Origin of the sequence: Geobacter sp. AOG2, assembly GCF_019972295.1 — a bacterium.
Lineage (GTDB): Bacteria > Desulfobacterota > Desulfuromonadia > Geobacterales > Pseudopelobacteraceae > Oryzomonas.
In genome coordinates, this window is sequence record NZ_BLJA01000001.1 from 3,622,412 (window position 1) to 3,648,045 (window position 25,634).

The 25,634-nt window shown below is 58.8% G+C and carries 22 protein-coding genes; 15 read left to right on the forward strand and 7 right to left on the reverse strand.

The window, feature by feature from the left end; all coding sequences use genetic code 11:
- Window positions 1–175 precede the first annotated feature (175 nt).
- The gene (locus LDN12_RS16500) at window positions 176–1,504 is read left to right on the forward strand and encodes an anaerobic C4-dicarboxylate transporter (protein WP_223923745.1); all 1,329 of its coding nucleotides are present in this window, start codon (window positions 176–178) and stop codon (window positions 1,502–1,504) included.
- A gap of 141 nt (window positions 1,505–1,645) precedes the next feature.
- Here LDN12_RS16500 and LDN12_RS16505 read toward each other — a convergent pair whose 3' ends face one another.
- Window positions 1,646–2,095 carry a bacteriohemerythrin gene (locus LDN12_RS16505; RefSeq protein ID WP_223923746.1) on the reverse strand — a complete coding sequence of 150 codons (450 nt, stop codon included), beginning with the start codon at window positions 2,093–2,095 and terminating at the stop codon, window positions 1,646–1,648.
- Window positions 2,096–2,752: 657 nt separating this feature from the next.
- Here LDN12_RS16505 and LDN12_RS16510 point away from each other — a divergent pair.
- A complete protein-coding gene (locus LDN12_RS16510; RefSeq protein WP_223923747.1) occupies window positions 2,753–3,802 on the forward strand; it encodes a hotdog domain-containing protein in 1,050 nt (349 codons plus the stop codon).
- Window positions 3,803–3,866: 64 nt separating this feature from the next.
- Here the strand turns inward: LDN12_RS16510 and sixA are convergent, their stop codons facing one another.
- The gene (gene sixA / locus LDN12_RS16515) at window positions 3,867–4,406 is read right to left on the reverse strand and encodes a phosphohistidine phosphatase SixA (RefSeq protein ID WP_223923748.1); all 540 of its coding nucleotides are present in this window, start codon (window positions 4,404–4,406) and stop codon (window positions 3,867–3,869) included.
- Between the two features lie 290 nt (window positions 4,407–4,696).
- On the opposite strand from sixA, the gene LDN12_RS16520 reads away from it, so the two are divergent.
- The 9 genes from LDN12_RS16520 to LDN12_RS16560 all read left to right on the forward strand — a co-directional run bounded on the left by LDN12_RS16520 (window position 4,697) and on the right by LDN12_RS16560 (window position 12,154).
- Complete coding sequence (locus LDN12_RS16520) at window positions 4,697–5,899, forward strand: PP2C family protein-serine/threonine phosphatase (RefSeq protein ID WP_223923749.1); 1,203 nt, start codon at window positions 4,697–4,699, stop codon at window positions 5,897–5,899.
- Window positions 5,896–6,504 (forward strand): hypothetical protein, encoded by a 609-nt coding sequence (locus LDN12_RS16525; RefSeq protein ID WP_223923750.1) that lies wholly within the window; start codon window positions 5,896–5,898, stop codon window positions 6,502–6,504. The genes LDN12_RS16520 and LDN12_RS16525 overlap by 4 nt, the downstream gene beginning before the upstream one ends.
- 1 nt (window position 6,505) lies before the next feature.
- Window positions 6,506–6,823: an STAS domain-containing protein gene (locus LDN12_RS16530; protein WP_223923751.1), complete on the forward strand. Its 318-nt coding sequence runs from the start codon at window positions 6,506–6,508 to the stop codon at window positions 6,821–6,823.
- A gap of 16 nt (window positions 6,824–6,839) precedes the next feature.
- Window positions 6,840–6,989 carry a hypothetical protein gene (locus LDN12_RS16535; protein ID WP_223923752.1) on the forward strand — a complete coding sequence of 50 codons (150 nt, stop codon included), beginning with the start codon at window positions 6,840–6,842 and terminating at the stop codon, window positions 6,987–6,989.
- A 252-nt stretch (window positions 6,990–7,241) separates the two neighbouring features.
- Window positions 7,242–8,198: a methylmalonyl Co-A mutase-associated GTPase MeaB gene (gene meaB / locus LDN12_RS16540; protein WP_223923753.1), complete on the forward strand. Its 957-nt coding sequence runs from the start codon at window positions 7,242–7,244 to the stop codon at window positions 8,196–8,198.
- Window positions 8,195–8,962 carry a cobalt ECF transporter T component CbiQ gene (gene cbiQ, locus LDN12_RS16545; RefSeq protein WP_223923754.1) on the forward strand — a complete coding sequence of 256 codons (768 nt, stop codon included), beginning with the start codon at window positions 8,195–8,197 and terminating at the stop codon, window positions 8,960–8,962. The genes meaB and cbiQ overlap by 4 nt, the downstream gene beginning before the upstream one ends.
- On the forward strand, window positions 8,959–9,807 hold the full coding sequence (locus tag LDN12_RS16550) for an energy-coupling factor ABC transporter ATP-binding protein (protein ID WP_223924094.1): 849 nt from the start codon (window positions 8,959–8,961) through the stop codon (window positions 9,805–9,807). The genes cbiQ and LDN12_RS16550 overlap by 4 nt, the downstream gene beginning before the upstream one ends.
- Before the next feature lie 45 nt (window positions 9,808–9,852).
- Window positions 9,853–11,325, forward strand: coding sequence for a D-glycero-beta-D-manno-heptose-7-phosphate kinase (rfaE1, locus tag LDN12_RS16555; protein WP_223923755.1), 1,473 nt, complete (start codon window positions 9,853–9,855; stop codon window positions 11,323–11,325).
- An 88-nt stretch (window positions 11,326–11,413) separates the two neighbouring features.
- On the forward strand, window positions 11,414–12,154 hold the full coding sequence (locus tag LDN12_RS16560; protein WP_223923756.1) for a response regulator: 741 nt from the start codon (window positions 11,414–11,416) through the stop codon (window positions 12,152–12,154).
- 97 nt (window positions 12,155–12,251) lie between these two features.
- Here LDN12_RS16560 and LDN12_RS16565 read toward each other — a convergent pair whose 3' ends face one another.
- The 5 genes from LDN12_RS16565 to LDN12_RS16585 all read right to left on the reverse strand — a co-directional run bounded on the left by LDN12_RS16565 (window position 12,252) and on the right by LDN12_RS16585 (window position 21,211).
- Window positions 12,252–13,238, reverse strand: a complete 987-nt coding sequence (locus tag LDN12_RS16565; protein ID WP_223923757.1) for a peptidylprolyl isomerase — start codon at window positions 13,236–13,238, stop codon at window positions 12,252–12,254.
- A gap of 109 nt (window positions 13,239–13,347) precedes the next feature.
- Window positions 13,348–14,292 (reverse strand): peptidylprolyl isomerase, encoded by a 945-nt coding sequence (locus tag LDN12_RS16570; RefSeq protein ID WP_374045066.1) that lies wholly within the window; start codon window positions 14,290–14,292, stop codon window positions 13,348–13,350.
- Window positions 14,293–14,398: 106 nt separating this feature from the next.
- Entirely contained in the window at window positions 14,399–16,975 is a 2,577-nt protein-coding gene (locus tag LDN12_RS16575) for a bifunctional diguanylate cyclase/phosphodiesterase (protein ID WP_223923758.1), read from the reverse strand.
- Window positions 16,976–17,127: 152 nt separating this feature from the next.
- Window positions 17,128–20,625 (reverse strand): transcription-repair coupling factor, encoded by a 3,498-nt coding sequence (gene mfd / locus LDN12_RS16580; RefSeq protein ID WP_223924096.1) that lies wholly within the window; start codon window positions 20,623–20,625, stop codon window positions 17,128–17,130.
- A 28-nt stretch (window positions 20,626–20,653) separates the two neighbouring features.
- The gene (locus LDN12_RS16585) at window positions 20,654–21,211 is read right to left on the reverse strand and encodes an MXAN_5187 C-terminal domain-containing protein (RefSeq protein WP_223923759.1); all 558 of its coding nucleotides are present in this window, start codon (window positions 21,209–21,211) and stop codon (window positions 20,654–20,656) included.
- A 229-nt stretch (window positions 21,212–21,440) separates the two neighbouring features.
- Between LDN12_RS16585 and LDN12_RS16590 the strand changes: the two genes are divergently transcribed.
- From LDN12_RS16590 to LDN12_RS16605, 4 genes are all read left to right on the forward strand, one after another.
- Window positions 21,441–22,250, forward strand: a complete 810-nt coding sequence (locus LDN12_RS16590; RefSeq protein ID WP_223923760.1) for a pyruvate, water dikinase regulatory protein — start codon at window positions 21,441–21,443, stop codon at window positions 22,248–22,250.
- 67 nt (window positions 22,251–22,317) lie between these two features.
- Entirely contained in the window at window positions 22,318–22,989 is a 672-nt protein-coding gene (locus LDN12_RS16595; protein WP_223923761.1) for a response regulator transcription factor, read from the forward strand.
- Window positions 22,990–23,114: 125 nt separating this feature from the next.
- Window positions 23,115–24,533, forward strand: a complete 1,419-nt coding sequence (locus tag LDN12_RS16600; protein WP_223923762.1) for a DegQ family serine endoprotease — start codon at window positions 23,115–23,117, stop codon at window positions 24,531–24,533.
- Window positions 24,534–24,585: 52 nt separating this feature from the next.
- Window positions 24,586–25,560, forward strand: a complete 975-nt coding sequence (locus LDN12_RS16605) for a 4Fe-4S binding protein (RefSeq protein ID WP_223923763.1) — start codon at window positions 24,586–24,588, stop codon at window positions 25,558–25,560.
- Window positions 25,561–25,634 lie beyond the last annotated feature (74 nt).

The window sequence follows — 25,634 nt, forward strand, 5'->3', positions numbered from 1 at the left end:
CTTGGGTTATGGAGGTTTGTTTGATGCTCCATGTGAAAAAATTTACATAGTTATAGTAATATCAGCATGTTGCTTGATGGACACGGCATTGGCATTGACTGTGCTTTAGTAGGCGATAGAGTTTAAACGCGGATCATGTGATTCCGCTAATCTTTCCTCAAGGTGGAGGCTCGTCATGGCAATGTTCTGGATCCAATTCGTGCTCGTTCTAGGTGCCGTACTTATCGGTATCCGCAGGGGTGGCGTCGCGCTCGGCATGATCGGCGGTCTAGGCGTTTCACTCCTGGTGTTGGGTTTCCGCAGCTCACCGTCCGAGCCCCCAATCGCCGTCATGCTGATCATTCTGGCGGTGGTCACGGCGTCGGCGACCCTCCAGGTGGCGGGCGGCCTGGATTACCTGGTGCAACTGACCGAGCGGATGCTGCGCGCCCATCCCAAATATGTAACCATCCTGGCTCCGCTCTCGACCTTCTTCCTGACCGTCTGCTGCGGCACCGGACATGCGGTGTACGCCCTGCTTCCGGTTATCTCCGACGTGGCCCTGAAGACCGGAATCCGCCCCGAACGCCCCATGGCCATCTCCAGCGTCGCCTCCCAGATGGGGATCACCGCCAGCCCGGTTGCGGCGGCCGTGACCTTCTTCCTGGGGTTTGCCGCCAAGGCGGGGCACCCGGTGACCTTGATCGACATCATCATGGTCACCATGCCGGCCGGGGTGATCGGTGTCCTGGCTGCCGCCGCCTGGAGTTTCAATCGCGGTAAGGACCTGGACAAGGACCCCGAGTTTCAGGCGCGGCTTCAGGACCCTGATTTCAAAAAGAACCTGGATGCGGATGTCACGACCCTGGGCAAAGAGATCTCCATGACCGCCAAGATCTCGGTGCTCCTGTTCTTCGCCGGCGTAGGTACCATCATCCTGCTGGCAAGCTGCCCCCAACTGCTCCCCATGGGAATGGACAAGAAGCCGATCCCCATGACCACGGTGGTGCAGTTCGTCATGCTTGGTTACGGCGCCTTCATCATGTTCTCCGCCAATGTCAAGGCCAAGGAAATAGCCCACTCCAGCGTGTTTATCGCCGGCATGATCGCAGTCGTTTCCATCTTCGGCATCGCCTGGATGAGCGATACCTTCATTTCCGCCAATAAAAAATTCCTGGTGGAGAACATCGGCATCATGGTAAAAATGGCTCCCTGGACCTTTGCCATCGCCACCTTCTGCATCTCCGCCTTTGTGAAGAGTCAGGCAGCCACCCTCGCCATTACGCTTCCCCTGGGGTTGGCGCTCGGCTTGCCGATCCCGCTGCTGCTGGGCCTGATGCCAGCCAGCTACGCCTACTTCTTCTTTGCTTTCTACCCCAGCGACTTGGCCGCCATCAACATGGACCGTACCGGTACAACCCACATCGGCAAGTACCTGCTCAATCACAGTTTCATGTTCCCGGGTTTGATCGGTGTCTCGGTATCCACCGTGGTGGCCTATACCATATCGCAACTGATGTTCTAGGGATACCGCAGCACCTGCATCCGGCCGATGCGCGGAGGCTGAACGGTACTGAAAAGGCGGGCACATCACCATGTGCCCGCCTTCGGATTGTCGACGAATTAAATGATCCCTGTACCGTCCGGATAGCATTAATCTTGACGATCAGGGGCGGGCTTCCAAAAAGGTCTTATCGAAGTGCGTGGAAGTCGTCGAGATGGACTTCAGATAGTCCCCCATCTTCCTGTCGGCCTTTGAGATATGGTTTTTCAGCCATTTAAGCATGAGCCTGTTGGTTTCCGTCACATGGCGGGTTGCCACACCATCGATTGCGATTTCAATCTTGAGCGCTTTGAGCCTTTCAATGAATTCATGATGCTCATTTTTGTGGTCGGCATATCCGATATAGTTGCAGCGCATCAGCACGATCTCCTCGGCGTGGAAGTGCCTGATCGCGTAATCGTCGAGGAACGTCAGCAACCCCACCAACTCCGCCTTGCCCTTCCCCATTTTGCACGCTTTGAGCAACTTGTTGAAACGGGACAGCAGCTCTTTATGCTGGCTGTCGATTTCCGGTATGCCGATCGACAGCGATTCTCTCCACACAATTCTCATACGAAAAACCTCTCTACAAGTACTTGCCGCGATGCTCGTGATTACATTACCGCCATCTTCACGATAAAGCTTGAAGATGCCCGTCCCCGGATAACCCGATAGCCTGCGTTGAAACGGGGCACAAACACCCATGCTTATCCCTGTTCGGCAGATAGCGTTCCAATCTTTAATGTAAACTGATTTCGGCATGTCGACAGTTATCGCGCTGAATGGGCGTACTGATGAGCAACAGGGAGGACCTTCAGTGAGATCGGAGACGCCGGATGGATTCGATTCAGCCGCAACAACCGTAGGGGAGGGGAAAAAAAGACGGGTATGTGAACGTTACGCACAAGAGGTGATCCAGAGTCGGGTAGTGGCGCCCTGCAAGTTGTTCCCAACCGCCATCACCGCGAGGCACTTGTTATGGCAAAAAAATCCCCGCGGTCAGGAGGGGACCGCGGGGTGCCTTATAGGCCAGTCGTGTTATGGAATAACAGACGAATGAAACCCGGATTTGGTTACAGTCCTGCACAATTATTTTTTGCAGCCCTGAAAAACAGCGGCGAAGCCCACGAGATAGTTGCCGGGGAGCCGGTTATGCTCTACTATTGTAAACATGATAGCGGTTAAGGCTTGTTTCCGGTATGCCATCCTGGAAACGGTGAAAGGATGCCTATGAGCGAAAACGAGAAGAACGATGCGGTCATAACGCCGCACGATACGAGATACCTGTTTGTGCTCCCGTTTTCTACGGATCGGGTGCTGGCTCGGCGTTTTCTCGCCAGCGACCGGCAGGTGGCCGGCAACATCCGTTTCGGCAAGATCCTGGAGACCCTGGACAAGGTGGCCGAGAATACCGCCTTGGCCTATGTCAACCGGTTCTACCCGGAGGCGCGGGTCGTTACCGCCGCCATCGACAGTGTGGTGGTGAGGAACCTGGCCGATACGACCCACGACCTTGTCTTTTCCGCCCAGATCAATCATGTGGGCCGTTCTTCCATGGAGGTGGGCATACGGATCGAATGCCTGGGGGCGGGATGGGGACACCTCGCCACATGCTACTTCACCATGGTCGCCCGTTCCACGGAAGGGGGAGAGGCGAAGAGCCTGACCCTGCCGCCGTTGACCTATGCCCAGGAGATCGAGGTGAAACGCTATAGGAAGGCTGAACAGCGGCGCCAGGCGTATCGGGACAGCCTGGCAAAGGCGGAGGAGATGCCGTCTCTGGAGGAGTACCTGTTTCTCAAAAAGTTGCATATGGAACAAGAGGCGGAAGAGTTCCGCGGGATACGTATCGGTCAGTTGATGCTTGAATCGACGCAGCGGGCGTATCCCGAGCAGGAAAACGTGCCCAAGACCGTCTTCGGCGGCTACCTCATCCGCAGGGCCTACGAACTGGCCGCCCTGACCGCGGAGATGGTCGCACCCGACCGGGTGGTGCCGTGCCAGGTGAACCGGATTAATTTCAACCAGCCGGTGTTTCTGGGCGACCAGCTCAAATTTATTGCTCGGGTGGTCTACACGGGCAAGACGACGATCACCGTCCAGTCCGATATCGAGCGGTTCAGTCGGGGCACGCACGACAAAGCGCTTTCCAATTCGTGCCTGTTCACCTTCAGGAACGTGGGCAGCGATCTGCAACCACAGCCGGTACCGCCCATCTACCCGGTAACCTATGCCGAGGATGCCCGCTATCTGAACGCGTACCGCCAGAGGGTGGACTGACGGCATCCTCATCGATCAGAGGTGCAGACCCACGTATTCCAAATCAACGGGCAGGGACGGCCCCTCAACCGGTATGCTGTCCGGAGAAGGCCTTTTTAAGGGATTTCATGATCTTTTTGCCCGGAACGATATACCAGAGGAAGGTCGCGGGTTTCTCAAGCGCCGGGTTTGTTTCGTCCGTGTCGATGTCCAACTCCAGCGCGACGCAACTCCCCTTCTTCAGCGCAACCGGGGCGTGGCTGTCCAGGAGGGCCGCCACCAGCGAGCCGAGCTGGGGTTCGTGCCCCACGATCATGACCCGTTTCGCGTCGCTCTGTTGCAGGATGTAACGGGTGAGTTCATCCCGGTCGCCGTCCGGCTGGAGTTGTTCGACCATGAGGGTCCTGTTCTTCCGGCAGGCCCGTCCGGCGGCAATCTCCGCCGTCTGAACCGCACGCACCAGCGGGCTCGACAGGATGAGGCGCGGTTTGTGTCCATGCTCCGCCACCCTTTCCATCACCTTGTTGATGTCGGCTCTGCCCTGTTCCGTCAGATAACGCCACTCTTCATTCAGCCCGTCCGATCTTTCCACCGCTTCCCCATGCCTGAGAACATATAAAATCATCGCCCCTCCCTTGACACGTAGTTAGTAAAGTATAGGTGCAACGGGGGTTTTTGCAACTCCATTCGCGATGGTAACGGATTGGTGACAATGCCTTCCGACCGGATGCCCTCGCGGAAAAGCAAGCAGTAGTGCCGCGCTCCGCTCCCTGGCCCTGCGGATTGCGGGGTCGCGATGTCGCAAATATATTTCCCCACTGCAACCCGATTGTAGCAATGGGGAGGTATGATCTGCCGCAAAAGAGGTTTGAGTGCCGGAGTTGGCCGGCCAACCCTCGTGGACGGACAGGGTTAATGACAGTTCAGGACAACCAGCATATCCCCACCCTCGGTGAGGTCATGAGAAGTGTAACGCCGGTCCTTTCCCATACGTCGGTCCAGGATGTCGTCACCACCTTTCAGGGGGACCCCGCCCTGCTGATGATACCGGTCGTCGTCGCCGGCGTGTTCGAAGGGGCCATCAGCCGGAAGGAACTTTTCATTCGTCACCTTTCCCGGCCGTTTGCCATGGACCTGTTCGGCAAAAAACCGATCAGTACCCTGATCAGCGGCACGACGCTGGTCTTGGCCCCCGAGTGCGATATCAACTACGCCCTGACCCGCCTGCTGGAGCATGACCCCGAGCTGGATACCGATTCTTTCCCGGTCATACAGCAGGGTGCGTGTGTCGGGATCGTACATGTTTCCGAACTTTTGATGGCCATATCGCGGTCCCAGGCTCATCTTCTTGCAACGCTTGAGACCCTGAGCGCCAGGATCCGGGAAGAGGTGGAAAAGGCCCGTCAGATTCAGCAGGACCTGTTGCCGCCCTCCACCTGTAACTACGCCGGATTGGTGCTGGATGCGGTGCTGATCAACTCCTCCGAGATCAGCGGCGACGTGTATGATTATTTTTTCATCGACCAGAATCGGCTGGGGGTCATGGTAGGGGATGTGAGCGGCCACGGAGTCCAGTCCGGCATGGTGGCCACCGCTGCCAAGGCGGGGCTGCACCTGCTGCTGGACGGGGGTGTCGCAACACCGGGAAAACTGCTCGGCGGGATGAACAAGGCCGTGTGCGCCACAGCGTCCAACTCCCTGATGATGACCGCCGTTATCGCCGTCATCGACCGCACGGCGAACAAGGTGTTTCTGGCCAATGCCGGCCATAACTATCCATACCTGTACCGGTCGTCCGACGAAGCTGTCGTCATGCTGGACGGCACCGGCGGTTTTCCTCTCGGTTTTGACATGGGCAGCGAATACCATGAGATCGCCATCGATTTCCAGTGCGGCGACCTGCTGATCCTTTACAGCGACGGCATTGTGGAGGCCCGAAACGAGGAAGGCGATGAGTTCGGCTATGAGCGATTCTCCCGCTATGCACGGCAAAACTCCGGGAGCAGCCCGGAATCCTTCCGGCTCGGGTTACTTGACGCGGTACGCACCTTCAGCGGCGCGGAATGCTTTGAAGACGACGTGACGCTCCTGGTCGTTGCCGCAGAGCCGGTCCCATGATCGGAAGACTTCACAGAAAATACCAGAGAGAGACCATCAATATGTTCAGTCTGAGCAAGCATGGCAGGGTCATATGTTCACCGGCACCTTCCCTGTCATGCGGCGATTTTCGCGAGATACACGAGTGGCCGGTCCTGTCTTCCGAGGACAAGGAGGAAATCATCGACCGCGTGGGGCGCCTCATTGAGGGAGACGACGCCTCTCACGAGTTTTTGCGGCAGCGCGCCGCCCTGATGGCGGATGAGATGTTGGAAAACGCCCTTTATTGCGCGCCCCGTGACGCGAGCGGTAACCAAATATATGCCAAAGGCGAAAAACGCCGTCTGTCCCCCGCCGAGGAAATCGTCCTGCGCTGCGCCTTTGACGGTGAAAAGCTCTTCCTGGAGGTCAGCGACAGTTGGGGCCGGCTTTCTCCCGAAACCGTGCAGGGGTATATCGCAATCAACCTTGCCCACGATACCTCAACCGACCGGGCCGGACGCGGACTCTACTTCATGTGGAAATTCATGAAGGACTTTTACGTAAATTTTGCGCCGGGCCTGAAAACCTCTGTGGGAGGCTATCTCCTGCTCAACCCGGATTCATACGAATATGGAGCGATTTGACATGGAACAGCAATTCAAGATTGAGATCAAAAACGGCAGCACGAGCGACACGGTTCATTTTCACGGAAACATCGACAGCCATGCCGACAGCCACTTTGAGGAGCTGAGCAAGAGGATATCGAAGAAGATGGTGGTCTTCGACTTCAGTAGCGTGGGGCGCATAAACTCCATGGGTATCGCCCTGCTACTCCGTTCCATCAAGGCGATCAAGACGGAAAAGGACGCACAGATTAGCATTCAGGGCGTCAATCAAATCAATGCCATGCTCTTTAAGATGACGGGTATTTATCTGTTGGCACCCGAGGCAAAGCGGTCATAATCCAGGAGTCGAGATCATGTGGAATCCCAGGAGAGTGTGGCGGATTTTCGATTATTCGGAACTTGACCAGCAGATCGAAAAGTTCAGGCAACTGGCCTTTGAGTATAAGAAGAGCAACAAGAGCTATTACGGAGAGTATCTGTCGAGTTTTCTGTTCGGCGACTAGCACCCTGTGCGGTCGGCTCGCCGCATGAGTCGTGGATTTCCTCCCATGCCGCGAACATAGCACTGCGATTGTGCCTGGCTGCCTCCAGAGGCCATCAGGGCCCTTTCCAGCGTCGCGACCTTTCCACCGTTCGCCAATGCCGTTGATCGTCTTTCCCCCCAGTCCGCAGTCGCAGAGGCGTTGTATTCGCCGCCCGCCCGTGGTATATGTACCCATTCCGTAGCGTTTATTTTTTTCGGGAAAAGGTGTCCCATGTCCCTGGCAGATCAGGTCTTGAGCGGCGACATCCGTGCCGCGGCGCGGATGATGCGCGATATCGACGATAACCGCCCCCATGCGGTCGAGGAGTTGAAACGTCTCTACCCCCACACCGGCAAGGCCTACATCATCGGCATCACCGGTCCTCCGGGAGCAGGTAAATCGACTCTGGTGGACCAGTTGACCGCGTCCTTCCGCAAAAAGGGTAAAAAAGTCGGCGTGGTAGCCGTCGACCCCACCAGCCCCTTCACCGGGGGGGCCATTCTGGGGGACCGTATCCGCATGAACCGCCACGCCTCCGACGAGGGGGTTTTCATCCGCAGTCTGGCCACCCGCGGCGCCTTGGGCGGCCTGTCCCGTTCCACCTCCGATGTGGCCCTGGTCATGGATGCCCTGGGGATGGAGGTCGTCATCATCGAAACCGTCGGCGTCGGCCAGGATGAGGTGGATATCGTCAAGACCGCCCACACCACCTGCGTCGTCATGGTGCCGGGGCTGGGTGACGATATTCAAGCCATCAAGGCCGGCATTCTGGAGATAGGCGATGTCTTTGTGGTCAACAAGGCCGACCGCGACGGCGCCGACCGCACTGCCCGGGAATTGACCACCATGTTGGAAATGCGCAACGCCCCGGAGGGGAGCTGGAACCCCCAGGTCCTCAAGACCGAAGCTCAGCGTGGCGCCGGAATGGATGAATTGGCGGGCGAAATCCTGGCCCACCGGGATTTCCTTTTTACCAGTGGCCTGATCGCCAATTTCGTCAGGGAACGCAACCAACGGCATTTTGTGGATATCCTGCGCGACGGCCTCTACCGGCACGCCATGGCGTTCATGGAGCGCGACGGGATGCTGGAGCGGATCGTGGACGGCATGGGCGATAACACCATCGATCCCTATTCGGCGGCCGAGGACGTTATCGCGCGCATGACGGGAGGCGCGGCCGAACCATGAGACACCTGAGCCGACAGGATAGCGCGGGCGGGCTTGCCGCAACTGTCGATCCGCGTATCCGGCTTTTGGCCTCCGGCGTGCTGCTGGCGCTGGTCGTCAGTTCCTCCGGAGCTGTCTTCCCCTGGGCCGTGGCGGCATTCTGTCTGCCGGCAGCCCTGGCGCAGGGCATGAGGCCGCGGACGCTTCTGTTGCGTCTGTTGCATCCCTTGTTCATCGCCGCTGTGGTCCTCGTCCTGAAGTCGTTCATGGGGCCGGGAGCCTCTGTCGAGCTGTTCAGGCTCGGTTCTTTCGGGGCCGACCTTCATGTAGGCGGGTTGCGGGACGGCCTCCTGATCGCCTCCCGCATTATGGGGGCGGTGTCGGTGGCGGTGCTTCTGGGCCAGGTGGCGACCTTTACGGAAACCATGGCGGCCTTGGCGTGGCTGCGGGTTCCCCGCGCCCTGGTGGAGGTAACCCTGTTCGCCTGGCGTTCGTTGTTCATGCTGTACGACGATGCCGCCACGGTCTACACGGCCCAGAAAAACCGTCTCGGTTATTGCGGCCTGCGCCGCGGCCTCCGGTCGTTCGGCACCATGGCCGGCATGCTGGTCATCCGTGCCTTCGACAACAGCGACGCCATGACCACCGCCATGACGCAGCGGGGCTATGACGGCTCGCTGCCGCTCTTGCGAGGATCGCGGCTTAGCCTGGTGCAGGTGACCGGATTGGCGGTTTTCATCGCCGTGGTCACCGCCGCATGGAGCGTACAGAATTGGCCACGATGACCCCGCGCCTTGCCGCGCAGATAGCCTCATTCTGCTACCCCGACGGCACCGTTGCCCTGAACGGCATCCACCTTGAGGTCATGCAGGGTGAATTTTGCGGCATTTTGGGCTCCAACGGTTCGGGCAAGACCACCCTGCTCAAGATTCTGGATGGCATCGTCAAGGAGTATGACGGTACGGTACTCCTGGACGGGGACGAGATCCGGCGGCTTTCGCCCCGGGAAATCTACGGCAAGATGGGGCTGGTGTTCCAGAACCCGGATGATCAGCTTTTCGCCCACTCGGTGTACGAGGATGTGGCCTTCGGCCCGCGCAACATGGGGTGCGGCGAGGCAGAGGTGGGTCGCAGGGTTTCCGAGGCGCTGGAGGCGGTGGAGATGGCCGGCCTGGCACGCAAGGACATTCAGAACCTGAGCTACGGCCAGAAGAAGCGGGTCTGCATCGCCGGGCTCCTGGCCATGGGGCACGAAATCCTGCTTCTGGACGAGCCGACCGCCGGCCTCGACCCCATGGGCGAGCACCGCATGATGGAACTCTTGACCCGCCTGAACCGGGAATCGGGAGTCACCATTGTGATGGCGACCCATAGTGTGGATCTGGTGCCGGTCTTCTTATCCCGCCTGCATGTCTTGAGCCGGGGAGAACTGGTCCGCAGCGGTACGCCGGAGGAGGTCTTTCATTCCCCGGAGGAGTTGGCGAACGTCAAGCTGCGCCTTCCCTACATAGCCGAGCTTATCCACCGGCTCAGGATCGACGATCATCTTCCCTTCAAGCGCCTTCCCCTGACCATCGGCGAGGCGCGGCGGGAGATCCTGGAGACCATGGGCGGGCAAGGGAAACCATAACGGGCGTTGCAATGCGCCTGATTCTGAATCACGCCTGGAGTTGCTGTGGATAGAAAATCACTGGAATCGCTGTTTAACCGCATAGGTGCCGTCAACTGCCTGGTCATGGGAGACCTGATGCTGGATGAATACCTGTGGGGCAAGACCGAGCGCATCTCCCCGGAAGCGCCGGTGCAGGTGGTGGATGTGCTGCGCGAAGAGTTGCGCCTGGGAGGCGCGGGCAATGTGGTGAACAGCCTGCGGGCGCTGGGGGCTCAGGTGGCGGTTTGCTCGGCTGTAGGGCAGGACGATAACGGCGAGGCCCTTCTGGCGGCCCTCGGACGCCAGAAGGCCGGTACGGAAGCCGTGTTTCGCGATCCGGCGCGGCGCACCAGCCGCAAGACACGGGTGGTGGCTTCCAACCAGCAGATAGTACGCATCGACCGGGAATCGCGCACCCCTCTTCCCCGTGACGTGGAAGAAATGGTCTGCGCCTGGATCACTACCCATGCCGAACAGTTTCATGTCATCCTCATGTCCGATTACAACAAAGGGGTGCTGACCCAGCGCGTCATCGACACCACCATCGCCGCGGCCCTCAAGGCAGCCGTTCCCGTACTGGTAGACCCCAAGGGGGCGGACTTCGCCCGCTACCACGGCGCGACCATCCTCACCCCCAACCGCAAGGAGGCCGAGACCGCCTCCGGTGTGGCCATCCGTGACGTGGACTCCCTCTCCCAGGCCGCCGAATTGATCATGGAGACCGCCGGGCTGGAACACCTGCTGATCACCCGCAGCGAGGAAGGGATGTCCCTGTTCACGCGCCACGGCGCGGCGGTTCATATCCCGACCGTAGCCCGGGAGGTGTTCGACGTTTCCGGCGCCGGAGACACGGTCCTGGCAACCCTGGCAGTGGGCATGGCCTCCGGATTGTCCATGGCCGAGGCGGCCGGATTGGCCAACGTGGCAGCCGGCATTGCAGTCGGCAAGCTGGGAACCTCCACGGTCGCGCCGGCCGAGATCATCAATGCCGTGGCACTCGGCCACAGCGACAGCGAGTCCAAGATCAAGAACCGTGACGTGCTGCCCTCCATCATCGAGGCCGAGAAGGCGAGGGGCAAGCGGATCGTCTTTACCAACGGCTGCTTTGACCTGCTGCACGCCGGGCACGTCAAGTACCTCCAGAAGGCCCGCCGCTTGGGGGACCTCCTGGTGCTGGGCCTCAACAGCGACGCCTCGGTGCGCCGACTCAAGGGCTCCAAACGTCCCCTGATCGGTGAAGAGGAACGGGCCCACATCCTTGCGGCGCTGGACTGCATCGATTACGTGGTGATCTTCGACGAGGACACCCCGTTGGAGTTGATTACGGCGCTGAAGCCGCATATCCTGGCAAAGGGAGGCGACTACACCGCCGACGGAGTCGTGGGAAAGGCGGTGGTTGAGGCCTACGGCGGGCGAGTGGAACTGGTGTCGTTCGTGGACGGCAAATCCACCACCAATATCATCGAGCGGGTGCTGGAACGCTATTCCGCGGGCTGACCGGTGTTGCATTAGCCGATTTTTATCCTACAATTTTGGCAGGGCATGTAATTTAATCTTACTTGAAAGTGATCGAACAGGAGTGGTCATGTCACAACAAGCCGTCACCGATCGGGAACTGTGGATTCTGGGGGTACAAGCGGAAAACGGTCGCGGGCAGGTACTTACGTCATATCTGGATGCCGGCGGTTACAAAAATCGCCTGGAGCGCGCTGAAAATGTGGCCGCCGGACGCCCCCTCGGCATCATCCTGGATATATCCCCTTTTTCCGCCGATGGCTGGGGTCTGCTCCGCCAGCTTAAAAGCGACCCGGCGACCCGTAATATCCCCATACTGCCGGTATTTCTGAGCGAGAAGGGTAGCGTTGGGGGCGTGTTCCCGGTGGCCGGTTTCTTTACCCTGCCGGTGGATGACCACTATCTTTTGGAACGGCTGGCGGTGTACGGCCTGACCGAGGATGCCGAAACGTGGGACCTGCAGGCGCTGGTGGTGTCCCGCTCGGGAGAGGAAAAACTGTCCAAGGCCGTGGAATCGGTGGGATTCGAGATCGTCAAGGGGTATACCGGCAAGGAAGCCATGGCGTTGATCTCCATCAGGCCCAAGTACCTGGCCTTCAGCACGCTGATGCTGCCCGACATGTCGGCCTTCGAGCTTTTGGAAAAGATTCGCCTCTACCCCTACAGCCACAATACACCGCTGTTCGTGCTGCTCAAGGACGAGATGAAGGAGGGGGAAAAGAAGGCCATGGCGCGGGAAGTGGCCAATCTGGTTTCCAAGAAACAGCTCACTTGCGAGGAGTTTCTGGGGTATCTGCGCCGGCGGGAGTAGCGTGCAGCCTGTTTTCCAAACCGTCAGAAAAAACAGCCGGTCTTCCCCATCAGGAAGAACGGCTGTTTTTGGTTTTTGCATCACCCTTCGGTAGCGCCTACAAAAGCCCCTTCAGGTCCTTGATCTCCACGCTGGCCTTGCTGCGCAACTCCTTTGACCACTGGCTGAAGCGTTCTTCGGATTTCTTGCGGTAGATCGCGTCCTCGATCTCGGCCTTGACGCTCTCGAACGGCTTCACTTTTCCCTTGATCAACTCCTCCAGCTTGATGATGTGGAAGCCGACCGGGGTGGAAATCAATTCGCTGACATCGCCCGGCTTCATGGCCAGGATGGCCTGTTGCAACTCAGGCTGCATGTCGCCTTTCTTGAATACCCCCAGGTCTCCGCCGTCCTTGCGGGCCGCCGGGTCTTCCGAATAGCTCTTGGCCAGTTCGGCGAAATCCTTGCCGCTTTTGGCCTCGGCTAACACCATCAGGGCGGTGGTCATGGCGCGCTTGATCTCCTCGGCCGGGGCCTTGTCGCTGATACGGAAAAAAATGTGCCGGGCACGGAAGCTTTCCTCCTCCGTGTACTTGGCCAGATTGGCCTCGTAGTACTCTCGCATCTCCGACTCCCCCACCTGGATCTTGGAGCGGACTTCCATGCTGACCAGCCTGAGCCGCTCCAACTGTTCCTGCAACTGGGCCCGGTATTGGTCGAAGGTGAGTCCCTGACCGGCCAGAGCGGCCTCCAGCGCCTGCTGGGTTTGGATCTTGTTCTGCTTTTTCACGTCCTCGATGGCTTGGCGGATCTCGTCATCGCCGATCTTTATGTTCAGCTCGCGGACTTTCTGCTCCACCAGTTTTTTCTCGATCAGTTGGTCCAGGACGGTATGGCGAATCTTGCTGCGGGTTGCGTCGTCCAGGGGCAGGGGAGATTTTCGCTCCGCGTCGCTCAGAGCAGGCTGGGCTTCGCGCGTGACCTCGTACAGGGTGATGATCTCGTCGTTGACTATGGCGGCAATGGCGTCGACTACCTTGGCATGGGCACCGGCGGGCAGCAGGAGCAGGCAGGCTAACAGCAGGACAAACGTGTTTCGTCTCATGGGCAATGGTCTTTCGTCAGGGGAAAACGCGGAAGGGCGGGCAGAGCCCGCCCTTCGCTAGTATGTTGGTTGGAATCGTATGCTGTGAGCGGCGGGGCCGGTCATAGCACTACTTTTTTTCGGGTGCGGCCGGAGCGGCAGGCGCCGCCGGAGCTGCGTCAGGTTTGCTTTCGCCCTTGGCGCCGCCGATGCTGTTCAGGACGTCTTCCTTGATACTGATCTTGGCGCCTTTTTTGAGCTCTTCCTTGATCTTCTGGAATATCTCCTGCTGTTTGCTCGGCATGATGGCGGCCTTGATCTGGTCCTTTACCTCTTCAAACGGGCGGATGCCGGCGGGGCGTTTGCCGGTCAGCTTGATGATATGATAGCCGAAGTCGGATTTGACCACGTCGGAAATCTGGCCTTCCTTAAGCGCCATGGCGGCCTTTTCGAAAGCGGGCACCATGGAACCTTTGCCGAACCACCCCAGATCTCCACCCTGCGCGGCGGAAGAGTCAACAGAGTTTTTCTTTGCCAGTTCTTCGAATTTTCCTCCGGCCTTAAGCTGGGCCAGGATGTCCTTGGCTTCCTTTTCGGTCTTCACCAGGATGTGACTGGCCCTGATCTGGTCGCCGGTCTTGAATTTGTCCTTGTTCTGCTCATAGAATTTTTTCAGGTCGTCGTCGGAAACCTTGGCATCGGTTTCGACTTTTTTCTTCAGAAACGCTTCTACAATCAAGCGCTTCTTGAGGTCTTCCAGCTTATCGGCAATCTCCGGGCTCTTGTCAACGCCATCCTTGGCCGCCTGCTGCAGGATCAGTTCGCGGATAACCATGGTATCCATCATTTCCTTGCGCCCCTGGGGCGTGGCGGCCATGCTTTTGAGGTATTCGGGCAGGTTCTTCAACTCGCGGTTGAAATCGGCGGTGGTGATGGTGGTGCCGTTGACCTCGGCCACTACCTGGCCTTCTTTCTTGGTTTCCGGCGTTGACCCTGATGGCCCCTTCTGGCAGCCGAAAAGGGCTGTTATACAGAGGGCGGAGGTGATGATCTTTGCACTGGCGATGGCTTTCACGGAATCTCCTTTATTGATTGGGGGTAAAGTCGTTAAAAACCCTGAAAAAATAGCACACACTAAGTATGGTGTGCAACTCTTTTCGTGGCTTCGCCGGGGGGGGCTTTCACACCATCCCGGCCGGTTCCGCGAAGCCCGGCGTCGGCATGCCGGTATGGTATCCCTGGGCGAAGTCGATCCCCATCTCGCGCACCGCCACGAGCAACTCTTCGCTTTCGATGTATTCCGCGACCGATTTGATGCCGAACTCCTTCGCCAGTACGGCGAGTGTCTTGACGAATGCCATATCCTTAGGGTCGTTAAGCATATTGCGGATGAAGATTCCCTCTATTTTGACAAAATCGAGGGGCAGACGCCGGATGTACTGGAATGAGGAGAATCCTGAACCGAAATCATCGATGGCAAACTTGAAGCCTTCCAGTTTAAGCTCTTCTACGAAGCGCTCCAACAGGGTCATGTTCTTGACGGTCTCCCGTTCCGTCAGTTCGAATACTATTTTTTCCCGGTCGATTCCGTAAGAATGGGTCAGCCTGATGAGGGTAGGGATGAATTCGCTGAGGATGAGCGACTTGGGCGAAAGGTTGATGAAGAGCATCCCCGTGTATTGTTCCGCCTGAACCTTCTGGAAGACCTTTTCCATGAGCACATAGTCCAACCGGCTGATGATGCCGAGGGTTTCGGCTATCTCGATGAACTCGGCCGCAGGAAGGATCTCGCCCCCGATCTCGATTCGACAGAGTACCTCGTGGCAGTTTACGCTGCCGTCGGATGCGGCGACGATTGGCTGAAAATACGGAATGATCTTTTTTTCGTCCACCGCCTTGACGAGCATTCGGGAAATTTCTCCGCTCTTTTTGAAGGCCTCGATCACATCGTCCTCCGTCGGGACGAACAGGCGGTTTTTTCCCGCGCTCTTGGCCTTGTAGGCCATGGTGTCGGCGAAGATGAACAGGTCTTTCTCGCTGTTGGCGTGGACCGGAAAGACCGCCATGCCGACAGAGGCGGTCCCACTGACCGTTATGCCGTCCGAGGAGACGACCGTCATTTTCTCCAGGGACTCCCGAATCCGTTTCGCCACCATGTAGACCTGTTCCTGATCGGCCTCCACAACCACGACGGTGAACTCATCGCCGCCGTAGCGTGCCAGAATATCCCCCTTGCGCAGGCAGTCGTGGATGACGGCGCCGGCTTTGGTCAGGAACTTGTCGCCAAAGAGATGACCGTGGGTATCGTTGACGTATTTGAAATTGTCCAGGTCGATCAACAGCAGGCCGAAGTTGTAGTTGTGCCGTTCGGCGCGCCCCACCTCGTATCCGAGCAGTTCCCAGAATACACGCTGATTGTAGAGGTTGGTCAGAGGATCGCGAGTGGCATAGTATTCAAGGTCTTTGGTGTACTTGTAGATGGCCTTGATGGAGCCGACTACGTTGAGCATGGTGGTGAGGATGCTGTCGATGACCAGGGACCGGATCGGGTCGATGGCCATCTTCGACTGGAAGCCGATGCCGACCACACCACCGATCTGAGGCACCTTGAGGACCAGGGATTTGGTTTGCAATTCGATCTCGGGGCGGTTGAGTTGAAGAGGCGTGCCTTGGCTGTTGACGACGTTATGGACCATCTTGATCGAGGCTGGCATGTCGATTCGGAAGCGCTCTTCTCCGATCCTGCTGCGGATGATCTCCTCCATGATATTCTTCGCTTCATCGGTGGGGGGATCTATCCAGAAGATCTCAATATCGAAGATTTCGTCATCCACCTGGAAAATGCAGAACATGATATAGACCTGCATAAGTTTGCTGACCTCGGTCAGCAGGTACGTGACCCGCTCCTTCCAATCCTTGATCGATTCGGAGGTGATGATGAAGCGTTCCAGTACCTGGATCTCGAACTCCAGCATTTCCTTACCCACGGCAACGTTTCGTATCCGTTCCACGATCTTGCTGAATGCACTGAAGATGCTGTCCAACTCGGAAAAACCGACGTGCTGGTTTTCCAGTTCCAGAGAGGCGAGGTCGGTTACGTTGTGGACCGTATGCACCTTGGTGCTGAGTATCTGCACCGCTCCCCCAATGCGCCGGTTGACGTAACCGGCGACCAGGAAGGACATGCCCAGAGGAAATGGCGAGAGTAGCGCGAAGATAATGAGGATAGTGCTACGGGCCTTCTGCCTCATGACGCGGTAATCCTCGCCGACTCTCACCACACCCAGGACTTCACCGGTGCGGGCGGTCAGGTGGCAGGTTCGGCATTTTTCCTCGGCCTTGAAGGGATAATACTGATCGACCCGGTCGCCGTCCCGCCGGTAGCGGGGCACGCCTTCGGAAAATACCCGCTGCACCTCATTATCCGCGATCTCGGTCATGGTGGTGCCGTACTGGCGGTTGATGGTCTCGCTGCGGAAGATGTCGGCGTTGAAGGTGTCGGGGAAGGTCCGGCGGAACTGGTTGAGGAATCTGTCGATATCGGTACGTGCCCAGCCTTGTTCCATGCCCTGGTACAGCGAGTTGAATATCTGTTGGGAGATGGAGGCGGAAAGGCGCGTCAGTGAGCTTTCGAGTTGCTTTTTGTAAATAAGGGAACTGACTGCCAGGACAATCAGGAAGGTGATGCAGGACACGGTCAGGCTGGAAATAACGATAAAGCGTCTAAGTGTTATGGAGCTGGAACTGATTTTTTTCATTGGGAGGTCCTGCGCGATGCGGAAGTCGTACATCTGGAATTTAATGAGGATAATGTATATCCTGTTTGTCTTAATAATTCAATGAAGTTGTACCATTATTTTTCATTAAGATTGCAGGAGAGGGCCTTGTGCTTCTCTGCGGTAAAGAGGTCCTAGGCAGACGGCAGAAGGCGGAGCAGCAGTTTGCGGGTCGTGCCCAGGATGTCCTCGAAGGCGCTGCCGGTGATGGCCGCCACCAAACGGTAGTCGGGGGTGAACTGGTACTTCTTCGGTTCGTTGCGCATCATGGCGATGATGGTGTCCGGCGGGGCCGGGGTGCGGGGGTGGAAGGAGACAATGATGCTCTTGCCGTCGTAGTCGATCTGCCGCACCAGCAGGCGTTTCAGAAGGATGCGCAGCTTCATGATCTCGAACAGGTAGGAGGTGGCCAGCGGGTAGGCGCCGAAACGGTCGCTCACCTCGTTCTGCACCTCCAGTATATCCTCCTCGTTCTCGGCCTGGGTCAGTTTTTTGTAGATCACCAGACGTTGGCCGGTCTCCTTGATGTACGCCTCGGGGATGAAGGCCGGCACCTTGAGGTTGATCTCCGGCTCGACCCGTTCGATCATCTCCTCGCCCCGCAGGCGGCAGATGGTCTCCTCCAGCATCTGGTTGTACAGTTCGAAGCCGATCTCCACCACGGTGCCGGACTGGCGGCTCCCCAGCATGTCCCCCGCCCCGCGGATCTCCATGTCGTGGGTGGCGATGCGGAACCCTGCACCCAGTTCGGAGATATCCTGGAGGATGCGCAGGCGTTCCCGGGCATCGCCGCTGATGGAACCCTCGCCCGGTATGAGCAGGTAGGCGTAACCCCGCTGGGTCGAACGCCCCACCCGGCCGCGCAACTGGTAGAGCTGGGACAGGCCGAACTTGTCGGCATGGTCGATGATCAGGGTGTTGGCGTTGGGAATGTCCAGGCCCGATTCGATGATGGTGGTGCAGAGGAGCACGTTGGTCTCCCCGTGCATGAAGCCGAGCATGACTTTTTCCAATTCGTGTTCGTTCATCTGGCCGTGCCCCACGGCGATCCTCGCCTCGGGCACGATGGCAGCGAGCTGTTCCAGGCGCTTGGCGATGGTCTGGACCCGATTGTGGACAAAAAAGACCTGGCCCCCGCGGCGCAGTTCGCGCATAACCGCCTCCCGGATCAACTCCTCGGAGAAACGGGCCACGAAGGTCTTGACGGCCAGGCGGTCCACCGGAGGGGTGTCGATGATGGACAGGTCGCGGATGCCCATCATCGACATGTACAGGGTGCGGGGGATCGGGGTGGCGGTCAGGGTCATGACGTCCACCACGGCGCGGAACGCCTTGAGCCGCTCCTTGTCCTTGACGCCGAAGCGTTGTTCTTCGTCGATGATCAGAAGTCCCAGGTCCTTGAAGGCCACATCCTTCTGCAACAGACGGTGGGTGCCGATAATGATGTCGATGTCGCCTTTTCTGAGGCGCTCCAGAAGTTCCTTCTGTTCCTTGGGGGTGCGGAAGCGGGAGATGACCTCCACCGTGACCGGATACTCCTTAAGCCGTTCGTGGAAGGTTTCGTAGTGCTGCTGGGCCAGGATGGTGGTCGGCACCAGGATACCCACCTGTTTGCCGTCCAGGGCGGCCTTGAAGGCGCCCCTCAGGGCCACCTCGGTCTTGCCGTATCCGACATCGCCGCATACCAGCCGGTCCATGGGCCGGGAGTGCTGCATGTCGGCCAGCACATCCTGGATGGCGGAGAGTTGGTCGGGGGTCTCCTCCCAGGCGAAAGAGGCCTCAAACTCCCGGTACATCTCGTCCGGGGGCGAAAAGGAGAAACCTTCGCAGATCTGGCGCTTGGCATAGATATCCAGCAGTTCTCCGGCCAACTCCTCGATATCCTTTTTGGCCTTTCCCTTGGACTTCTCCCACGAGGTGCCCCCTAGCTTGTCCAGCCCCGGCTGGCTCCCCTCGGGTCCCACATAGCGCTGCACCAGCCCCAGCCGGTCCATGGGCAGATAGAGTTTATCGCCGCCGGCATACTCCAGAAGCAGGAAGTCGCCGCCGATGCCGGCGATGCTGACATGCTGGAGGCCCCGGTACAGGCCGATGCCGTGGTCCACATGGACCATATAGTCGCCCGGCTTGAGCTCGGCCAGGGAGGCCAGAATCTGTTTCTTGCGCACCTCGGAGAGACCCCGCCGCTTGACCCGCTTTCCGAACAATTCCTCTTCGGCGATCAGGGCCAGACGTGAGGAAGGGAGGCGGAAACCACGAGAGATCTCCCCCATGATCAGGGTTACGCCGGCGGGAGACGGATCGCCGGCTGATTCTACGGAAAAGGTCCCCTCGCTGGTGGAACAGGGGATGCCGTAGGGGGCGAGCAACTCCTTGAGGCGCTCGGCCTGAGGACGCTGATGACAGGCGATGAGGATGCGGAAGCCCTGGTCGAGCCACCCCCGCAGGGTCTGGGAGAGAGGGGCCAGGGCATGGGTGGTCTCCTTGGAGACGGACACCCGCAGGCCGGCATTATCCTCGCACGGAATGGTAATAGTTGTAGCCCCGCCCGTGTCGTCCAGGGCCAGCCCCGACATCTCCAGGCGGCTCTTGCCGGCCATGATGTCGTCCAGTTCTCCGGCGCCCAGGTAGAGTTCCTCCGACGGCGAATGGGGCAGGCCGGTGCTGGAGGCCTTGCTTTCGCCAGCGACGACCTCGTCGGCGAACCGGGCCGCGGCATCGCGGACAGCCTCGGGGTCGAGCAGAACCAGCGCGGCGGCCGGCGCGTAGTCGAAGAGCGTTTCCAGGCCGGGGTGCAGGAGCGGCTGGAGGTACTCGATGCCCTGGAAATAGACCGCGTTGCGCAGGTCCTCCAGGATCAGGCGCCGCCGGTCGGCCGGGATGTCCAGAGCGTCGCAGCGCTCTTTTAGCCGCGGTGCGATATTCTCCAACACCTCGTCGGTGAGGAGCAACTCCCGGGACGGGAGCAGCACCAACTCGTCCACCGGCTGGAGGGAGCGCTGGGTAAGGGGGTCGAAGGCGCGCATGGTCTCTACCGTGTCGCCGAAGAACTCGATCCTGACCGGCGTGCCCAGATTGGGAGGGAAGATGTCCAGGATGCCGCCCCGAACGGCAAAGGTGCCCCGGTCCTCAACTAGCGGGACGCTTGAGTAGCCGAGCCTGACCAGTTTGGCCAAAAGCTCTTCCCGCTCGAACTCTTCTCCGGCCACCAAGTAACAGGAAACCTGATTGAAAAGGGAGCGGGGCAGGACTTTTTGCAGGGCCGCCGCCACCGGCAGCACCACCACCTGCGCCTGGTTGCCGTGCATGCGGGAGAGGGCGTCGAGTCGCGCTCCGGAGATGTCGGGATGGGGGGATGCAGCCGAAAAGGGAGCGCTGTCCCAGGCAGGGAAGGAGAGCGGTGCCGGGTCGCTGCTGAAAAAGGCCAGTTCACGGCTGAATTCGTCGGCGGCCTCCTGATCGGCGGTAATGACCAATAGGTTTTGAGAGGAGGAACCGAGCAGGCCGGCAACGGCATACGCCGCTGCGGAGCCCTTCAGGCCCGGCAGCACGATGCGTCGCTCGCCCCTGCGCAGGGCGGCCAGGCAGTCGACGATTTGAGGCGGTTGAGCGGTTGTGAGGGAAGAGATCATCGGATTACTGGCGTTCGTGTTCACCGGCTCATTTTCTCAGTCCGGCTTTGATTTTGGGTTTGCCGTTCTCCACCACCACCCGGAAGCTCAGATCGTCGGTTCCCAGCTTGCCCGTGAGGGTAGGCTTCTGCTTCTCAATGGCAGCCCGGATTTGGTCGCGGCTGATGCCGTCCACCGGCAGGTTGCAGCTTTTGCGGGCCTCGCAGTATTCTCGGTAGACCCGTTCGATCTCGTTGTCGGGCCCCGGCCGCGCGGCCACGTTCCTTGCCGACGGGGCAACGCCGCGCTGCCTCTGGTGAAGGTCGCTGATGAAGCGATCTCGGGAGTATTTGCCCTCTTCCATAAGCCTGAGGATACGATTCCAGTGTTCGCGGTAGGTATTGAGACGGGCTACCAGGGTGGTAAATTTATGCTTGAGCATGGTGTTGTTGATGGGAGTACCGGTATGGCGCCGCACCGCCCTCTCTACCTCGGCGCGCAAGGGCAGCGGTTCCCGTTTTTCCAGGCCCGAAAAATACTGATCGTAGCGGAGGACGAGGTCGGCCAGCATTTGTTCAAGTGTTGCAAAATCCTCGGCAAGCCCCATTCAAAACCTCAATCTATGCCTTGTACGACCCACGGCGGGCAAATGCCCGGTGGGGCCATTCGGCAGCGATCCGAACCAAGCAAACAAAATATATGCAATCGTAGCGATATGTAAAGTGTTAATCGGCTGACCCGCAAACAAAATCTCTTGACATATTACGAAGCTGGCTCTATTTTAATTAGAAAAAACGTCCTTAAACTAATGAGACGAACGGGGCTGCGGCGAGATCATGAAAACCATTTACGTTCTTTCCGACTCGACCGGCGAGACCGCCGAGCGGGTAATCAAGGCGGCTCTCTCCCAATTCTACGAAGAGGACGTCAAGGTCCATCGCCTGTTCCAGATCCGCTCCCAGAGCGATTTGCAGCAAGCTCTGGCGGTGGTGGTGCGCGATCCCGGGATGCTGGTCTATACCCTCGTGGACCCGCATCTTTCCGAGGCGGTTGAACGGGTTGCCGAGGAACATGGCCTGATCGTGGTCGACCTGCTCAGCAGTCTGATCTATAACATGTCGCGCTATCTGGGGGCTCCCTCGCGGGAGATTCCCGGACTGTTGCACCGCATCGATACCGAGTACCACAAGCGGGTCGAGGCGGTGGATTTCACGGTTAAGCATGATGACGGCCAGGAGCCCCGTCACCTCTACAAGGCCGACCTGGTTCTGGTGGGGGTTTCCCGGTCGTCCAAGACCCCCCTTTCCATGTATCTGGCCCACAAAGGATACAAGGTGGCCAACGTGCCGCTGGTCAAGGGGATCGCCCCCCCGGAGGAGCTGTTTCAGATCGACCAGACCAAGATCGTGGGACTGGTCATCGATACCCGGCGTCTGGTGGAGATTCGCACCTCACGGCTGCTCAACATGCGGCAGAGCCCCCGCGGGAGTTATGCCGATTACCAGCAGGTTGAGGATGAAGTGGAGTACTGCAAGAGGCTGTACCGGCAGCACCCGGACTGGATGACCATAGATGTGACCAACAAATCGGTGGAGGAGGCGGCATCCGAAATAATGCGCCGCATGGATGAGTTGTCCGCCTATTAGTTTCCCCATACACACCTGTCGATTGATGCGCATGCTGGATCGAGACCTATAATGAAGGGGGTAGGACATGAAGATTCTCGTGGTTGAAGACGAAAAGAAGGTAGCCAGCTTCATCAAACGTGGCCTTGAGGACGACAACTACAAGGTTACGGTGGCCTATGACGGTCTCGACGGCTTCAAGCAGGCCCGGGAAGGTGACTACAACCTGGTCATCATGGATATGATGCTGCCCAAAAAGGACGGCATGACGGTGATCAAGGAATTGCGCGAGAGTGGGAACCGTGTGCCGGTCCTGATGCTGACCGCCCGGGACAACATGGAGGATATTGTGTCCGGCCTTGATGCCGGTTCCGACGACTACCTCACCAAGCCGTTCGCCTTTGCCGAACTGCTGGCGCGCGTCCGTGCGCTCCTGCGAAGGGGGGAGTTGGACCGGGGCGCCGAGATCCGCTTCGCCGACCTGCGGCTCGACCCGGTAAGCCACAAGGTGTGGCGCGGCAGCAAGGAGATCGAGCTGACGTCCAAGGAATACGGCCTGCTGGAGTACCTGATGCGCAATCCCAATACCGTCCTCTCCCGGGCCATGATCGCCGAACACGTATGGGACTACGCCTTTGACAGCTTTACGAACATCATTGACGTGTATGTCAATTACTTGCGTAAGAAGATCGACAAGGACTACCCCGCCAAACTGATCCATACCGTCCGTGGACAGGGGTATATTCTGCGGGAGGCTTAGGGAAACTTGATTTTTGCCGGTTGATGGATTACTTTTTTAGAAAACGGGTCAAGGGCGGCGTCGCGGCTGGTAATGCGATCCGCCCTTCTCGGTTCATCAATCAGTGATTTCAGGGAGGTCAGCACATGTCCACATCATTCGTGTCCACTGTCCGTTGTCTGGTCGTCGGTATGATTGCCACCCTTGCACTACCGGTCATATCGATTGCCAAGCCGATTAGCCCCGATTTCGTCGAGCTGGCGAAACGGCTCAAACCAACCGTCGTCAACATACGGACCACCAAAAACATCAAACCGCGGCAACGGGCGCAACACCCCCAGTTCCAGCAGAATCCTTTCAACAACTTCTTCGACGACTTCTTTGGCCGCTATTTTGATGAAATGCCGCAACAGAGGCCGCGTCGCGAACAGGCTTTGGGTACCGGTTTCATCATCAGCGCCGAAGGGTACATCCTGACCAACAACCATGTAGTCAAGGGCGCCGATGAGGTGATGGTCAAGCTCTCCGACGGCAGAGAGGTCAAGGGGGAGATCAAGGGGAGCGACGAAAAACTCGACCTGGCCTTGGTCAAGATCAGCGAAAAGGAGAAATTGCCGGTTGCCGAACTGGGGGACAGCGATAGGTTGGAGGTTGGTGAATGGGTTATGGCCATCGGCAATCCCTTTGGTCTGGCCCAGACCGTCACGGCCGGGATCGTCAGCGCCAAGGGGCGCGTGATCGGCAGCGGACCTTACGACGACTACATCCAGACCGACGCCTCCATCAACCCGGGCAACTCCGGTGGGCCGCTCTTTAATGCCGAGGGCCAGGTGATCGGCATCAATACTGCCATCATCTCCGGTGGGCAGGGCATCGGGTTTGCCATTCCCATCAACATGGCAAAGGACGTGGTGGCCCAACTGCGCGACAAAGGCAAGGTTACCAGGGGCTACCTGGGGGTTCGCTTCCAACCGTTGACCGCCGATCTGGCCAAGTCCTTCGGCCTTGATTCCGATAAGGGAGCGCTGGTCGCCAACGTGGAGAAAGATGGTCCGGCCGAGAAGGCGGGCCTCAAGGCGGGCGACATCATCCTGGAATACGACGGCAAACCGATCAACGAGGGGAATGAACTACCCCGCTATGTGGCGGTCACCCCCATCGACAAGAAGGTCAAACTGGTGATCTTCCGCGACGGCAAGAAGCAGGAGGTGACGGTGGCCATAGCCCGGCTGAAGGACGGCGGAACCCTGGCCAACACAGACGATTTCACTGAGAGTGCAACCATGGGCATTGCGGTGCAGGAGCTTACCAAGGAGTTGGCCTCCCGCCTGGGGATCAGGGATACCAAGGGCCTGATCGTCAGCGAGGTGAAACCGGGCTCACCCGCCGAAGAGGTGGGGATCACCGCCGGCGACCTGATCATAGAGATCAACGGGCAGCGGCCGGATACACTGGAAAAATATAATGCCGCGGCCGCCAAGCTTAAGAAGGGCGACGTGGCCCGCCTGCTCCTGAAACGCCCCGACGGCGCGATCTACTACGTGGCCGTGAAGATCGACCAATAACCAGAGAGGGCGGGTGCATAACCCGCCCTTCTTCTTTCTGCCCGGAGGCTCCATGCCCGCTCGTTATGTTCAGCCGTTGCGCATCCTGATCCAGTTCTGCTTCCTCGTCTTCATGCTCTGGCTTGGGTTTCGTTTCTATCAATTTGTCAGCTACCTCCGTTTTGACGGCACAACCACCCACGTGGCGCGTCCCGACGGCATCGAGGGCTTTCTGCCTATTTCCGGGCTCCTGGGGTTGGCCGGCTGGCTCAAGGGGCTCGGCATCAACCCGGTCCATCCGGCAGCGGTGGTGATTTTCCTGGCCGTACTGGCGGTGTCCCTGCTGCTGCGGCGTTCCTTCTGCTCGTGGATCTGTCCGGTGGCGACCATCTCGGAATGCTCCTGGAAGGCTGGGTTCAAAGTCGTTAAGCGCAACTATCGTCTTCCCCGCTGGCCGGATGTGATCCTGCGCGGCCTGAAGTACCTGTTGATGGCCTTTTTCATCTATACCGTCGCGATCGGCATGTCGGCCGGTGCGCTACGTGATTTCATCGTCTCCGATTACCACAAGGTTGCCGATGTACGCCTTTTGGACTTCTTCCTGCACCTCTCACCCACGGCCCTGGGGATCATCATCTTCCTGGTGGCAGTCTCCGTAGTTCTGCGCAACCCTTTCTGCCGCTACCTTTGCCCTTACGGTGCCCTGTTGGGGCTCACGGCCCTGCTCTCGCCGGTCCGGGTTACCCGCGACAGCGACCGATGTGTCTCCTGCGGAGCCTGCAGCCAAGTCTGCCCCACCTATATCGACGTCATGCACAAGCGGAGCGTGAATTCTCCCGAATGTATCGGCTGCTGGCGCTGCGTCAGCCACTGTCGGGTGGATGGAGCCCTTTCCATGCGAGCCGCAGGCAGGTTTGTCATCCCCGGCGTCCTCTTCGCCCTCATGGTGGTGCTGATCTTCTGGGGGGGGACGCTGGTGGGCAGGTTCACCGGCCACTGGCACACGGCGCTGGATGCCGCCGAGTACGGCAGGCTGCTGAGCAGGTAGGGAATGATGGGTTTTTGGAACTTATGGAACTAATGGGAAGGGGCCTATAAGTCCCATTGGTCTCATAGGTCCCA

Excerpts from the sequence above, each read along its gene's own strand:
- LDN12_RS16500 (WP_223923745.1), top strand. The coding sequence starts at position 176 with ATGGCAATGTTCTGGATCCAATTCGTGCTCGTTCTAGGTGCCGTACTT.
- LDN12_RS16505 (WP_223923746.1), bottom strand. The coding sequence starts at position 2,095 with ATGAGAATTGTGTGGAGAGAATCGCTGTCGATCGGCATACCGGAAATC.
- LDN12_RS16510 (WP_223923747.1), top strand. The coding sequence starts at position 2,753 with ATGAGCGAAAACGAGAAGAACGATGCGGTCATAACGCCGCACGATACG.
- sixA (WP_223923748.1), bottom strand. The coding sequence starts at position 4,406 with ATGATTTTATATGTTCTCAGGCATGGGGAAGCGGTGGAAAGATCGGAC.
- LDN12_RS16520 (WP_223923749.1), top strand. The coding sequence starts at position 4,697 with ATGACAGTTCAGGACAACCAGCATATCCCCACCCTCGGTGAGGTCATG.
- LDN12_RS16525 (WP_223923750.1), top strand. The coding sequence starts at position 5,896 with ATGATCGGAAGACTTCACAGAAAATACCAGAGAGAGACCATCAATATG.
- LDN12_RS16530 (WP_223923751.1), top strand. The coding sequence starts at position 6,506 with ATGGAACAGCAATTCAAGATTGAGATCAAAAACGGCAGCACGAGCGAC.
- LDN12_RS16535 (WP_223923752.1), top strand. The coding sequence starts at position 6,840 with ATGTGGAATCCCAGGAGAGTGTGGCGGATTTTCGATTATTCGGAACTT.
- meaB (WP_223923753.1), top strand. The coding sequence starts at position 7,242 with ATGTCCCTGGCAGATCAGGTCTTGAGCGGCGACATCCGTGCCGCGGCG.
- cbiQ (WP_223923754.1), top strand. The coding sequence starts at position 8,195 with ATGAGACACCTGAGCCGACAGGATAGCGCGGGCGGGCTTGCCGCAACT.
- LDN12_RS16550 (WP_223924094.1), top strand. The coding sequence starts at position 8,959 with ATGACCCCGCGCCTTGCCGCGCAGATAGCCTCATTCTGCTACCCCGAC.
- LDN12_RS16560 (WP_223923756.1), top strand. The coding sequence starts at position 11,414 with ATGTCACAACAAGCCGTCACCGATCGGGAACTGTGGATTCTGGGGGTA.
- LDN12_RS16565 (WP_223923757.1), bottom strand. The coding sequence starts at position 13,238 with ATGAGACGAAACACGTTTGTCCTGCTGTTAGCCTGCCTGCTCCTGCTG.
- LDN12_RS16575 (WP_223923758.1), bottom strand. The coding sequence starts at position 16,975 with ATGAAAAAAATCAGTTCCAGCTCCATAACACTTAGACGCTTTATCGTT.
- mfd (WP_223924096.1), bottom strand. The coding sequence starts at position 20,625 with ATGATCTCTTCCCTCACAACCGCTCAACCGCCTCAAATCGTCGACTGC.
- LDN12_RS16585 (WP_223923759.1), bottom strand. The coding sequence starts at position 21,211 with ATGGGGCTTGCCGAGGATTTTGCAACACTTGAACAAATGCTGGCCGAC.
- LDN12_RS16590 (WP_223923760.1), top strand. The coding sequence starts at position 21,441 with ATGAAAACCATTTACGTTCTTTCCGACTCGACCGGCGAGACCGCCGAG.
- LDN12_RS16595 (WP_223923761.1), top strand. The coding sequence starts at position 22,318 with ATGAAGATTCTCGTGGTTGAAGACGAAAAGAAGGTAGCCAGCTTCATC.
- LDN12_RS16600 (WP_223923762.1), top strand. The coding sequence starts at position 23,115 with ATGTCCACATCATTCGTGTCCACTGTCCGTTGTCTGGTCGTCGGTATG.
- LDN12_RS16605 (WP_223923763.1), top strand. The coding sequence starts at position 24,586 with ATGCCCGCTCGTTATGTTCAGCCGTTGCGCATCCTGATCCAGTTCTGC.